The 2,514-nt window shown below is 60.6% G+C and carries 2 pseudogenes; both read left to right on the forward strand.

Features of this window, described 5'->3' with window-relative positions:
- Positions 1 to 216 (forward strand): annotated as a pseudogene (locus tag F468_RS13900) (autotransporter domain-containing protein); the annotation flags it as partial.
- A gap of 346 nt (positions 217 to 562) precedes the next feature.
- Positions 563 to 2,514: pseudogene (locus F468_RS14475) on the forward strand (hypothetical protein); the annotation flags it as partial.

Here is a 2,514-nt window from a genome sequence, read left to right on the forward strand (position 1 = left end):
GATCGCGCGAGCCGGATGGATACGGCCTTCTCTGGCGACTCCGCAGGCCGATTCACCATCGAAGGGCCGCGCCTGAGCCGCAACCGCGCTCGCATTGCCCTGGGGGTGCAATCCCAGTTGAACAGCAACAGCTTCCTCAACGCGGGCTATCAGGGGGAAATCGCAGGCTCCGATGACCTCCATGCAATCGGTGTGTCCTTCCGGCGGACCTGGTAAGGAACCTTGAGGTCCGGGCGCTCTTCAGCCCGGGCCTCATCCTTCCTGTCGGCGAATGCCTTTAATGCCATCGCTTGGACTGCGCCGCCTACCACGAACAGGTCCTGAACTTCGCGCCGGACCGCTACTACGACTTTCCCGATTGACTCCCCGACAAGACCGCTGTGACCTGGTCGGCCGCCACGGCAATCCCTCCATTCTTTAGTCTCTCTCTTTTTCACCTCCGTTTTGTTTCCCCGTTCAAACAGACGGGGCCAAAGCGCCCCCCCGCGTTCAGAATTGCGATACGTGCCACACAAGGTGGCGAAGTCCGCTTTGTCCAAGTCAGAATCCGGGGGGATTTAGCATGCCAACATTTCCGCAGACGTCCATCAGCCATGCCGTACGCCGTGCACTGCCGCAAGGTCCACTGCATCGTCGCGTGATCTCCGCTTGCCTGCTAATGCCCTCCGCCCTGGCCATCAGCATCGGCGGCGCCACCGCTGACACGCCAGTCGAGACGCGTTGGACCGCCGGCGATCAAGATGACAACTGGGTTGAAGATGGAAACTGGGACGAAGGGGCCCCTGTTCCTGGCTCGGATTTGTGGGCCACCATCAACGACAGTGACGCCGTCGTCGTGCTCAACAACGAGACAGGCGAGACGGGCCGGCTGAGGCTGATCAACGGGCAGCTGGAGGTCCAGGACGACGGCGAACTGAATCTGGAACTCCTTCAAATGTATTTTGGCCGCATGGAGATCAACTCTGACCAGGAAGCGGCCGAGGTTAATTCGACCCGTAGATCAGAAATCGGCTCCTTTTCTTCAAATGATGCAACCGTCGTAATTTCAGGGGACGACGCCAGGTGGATTCAAGAAGACGAGGAGCTGACGGTCGGCTGGTCAGGAGAAGGCACGCTTCGCATCGAAGATGGAGGTCGCTTCGAGCAGCTCAGCTCTTCCCCCGCCGTCGCAGGCTTCCGGGAAAATGCAACAGGGACCATCATTGTTGACGGGGATGGATCGACATTTGAGGCGGAAGGGTTGCTGGTCGGAGACGCCGGAACAGGCACGCTCCGGATTGAGAATGGGGGCGAGGTCACCGTGCAGGAGGGTCCCCTGAGTGGTAGCCACGAAGTCGCTCTCGGCGTAGAGGAAACCGGTGACGGCACGCTCATCGTTACCGGCGATGACTCTACCTTGGATACGAATGTATTACGGGTGGGCCAAGCGGGACACGGCCACATGGATATCCTGGACGGAGCGACGGTAGCTTCTACCACGAACTCCCATATCGCATCCGCCTCCGGCAGCACAGGCATCGTGAGGGTCGGCGATAATGCGTCTTGGAATACAGGGGTGAACTTCCGGGTTGGAAACTTCGGCACAGGTGAGTTTTTGATTGAGGGAGACAACGCTTCAGTAAGAAGCCGCAGCAACCCGGTTCTCGGGTACTGGGCCGGATCGGAAGGCACCGTCCGCGTCACCGGCTCGGGAGCCCGGTGGGAAATCAGCGAGTCAACGACTGGCAATCTTGACGGAAGACTTACGGTTGGGCTCGTTGGCCGTGGGCATCTTGAAATCGATGACGGCGCGGAAGTCGACGTCGCGGGCCGCGCCCGAATCGGGGGGGCTGCTGAAGATGACCCGCTGAGCGAAGCCGTCGTTAACGGCGAGCTGACGGCGGACGTCATTGATGTGCACGCACGCGGGCGCCTGTCCGGGACTGGTACCGTCACCGGTACAACAACTATCGAAGGGCTGCTTGCACCCGGCAATTCTATCGGTTCTCTCGCTGTGGACGGCGACCTGACGCTGGACGACGGATCGACCTTTGTGGTCGAGGTGGACGACGGGGGTAATGTCGCGGGCGTAAACAATGACTCGGTCACAGTCTCGGGCCAGTTGGACATCGACGGCGGCGCATCGGTGCACGTCACCCCCGAGGACCCAACGGCGGATGGCAGCTCCTGGGCACCTGAAACCACCTACACCATCCTCACGGCAAACCAGGTGAACGGCGAGTTTGGCTCCGTCAGCGATGACTTTGCCTTCCTGTTCCCGCAGTTGTCGTACGACGATGAGAACGTGTTCCTGACACTGATTCAGGGCAGTGATGTCGCCAGCGTCGCCAGGACACCGAACCAATTCGCGGTAGCCGGGGCGATCGACACAGCAACCCAGGACGGCGGTCTCGAGGACATCGTCGCCAACGTGATTGTCATGGACGAAGATCAGGCACGCGCCGCGCTGGATGACCTGTCCGGCGTCGAACATACGCATGTTCAACAGATCGGTCTGCGCGGTGCCCAGCGCTT

Source organism: Thioalkalivibrio sp. ALJ2 (assembly GCF_000378325.1).
In the GTDB taxonomy this organism is placed as follows: domain Bacteria; phylum Pseudomonadota; class Gammaproteobacteria; order Ectothiorhodospirales; family Ectothiorhodospiraceae; genus Thioalkalivibrio.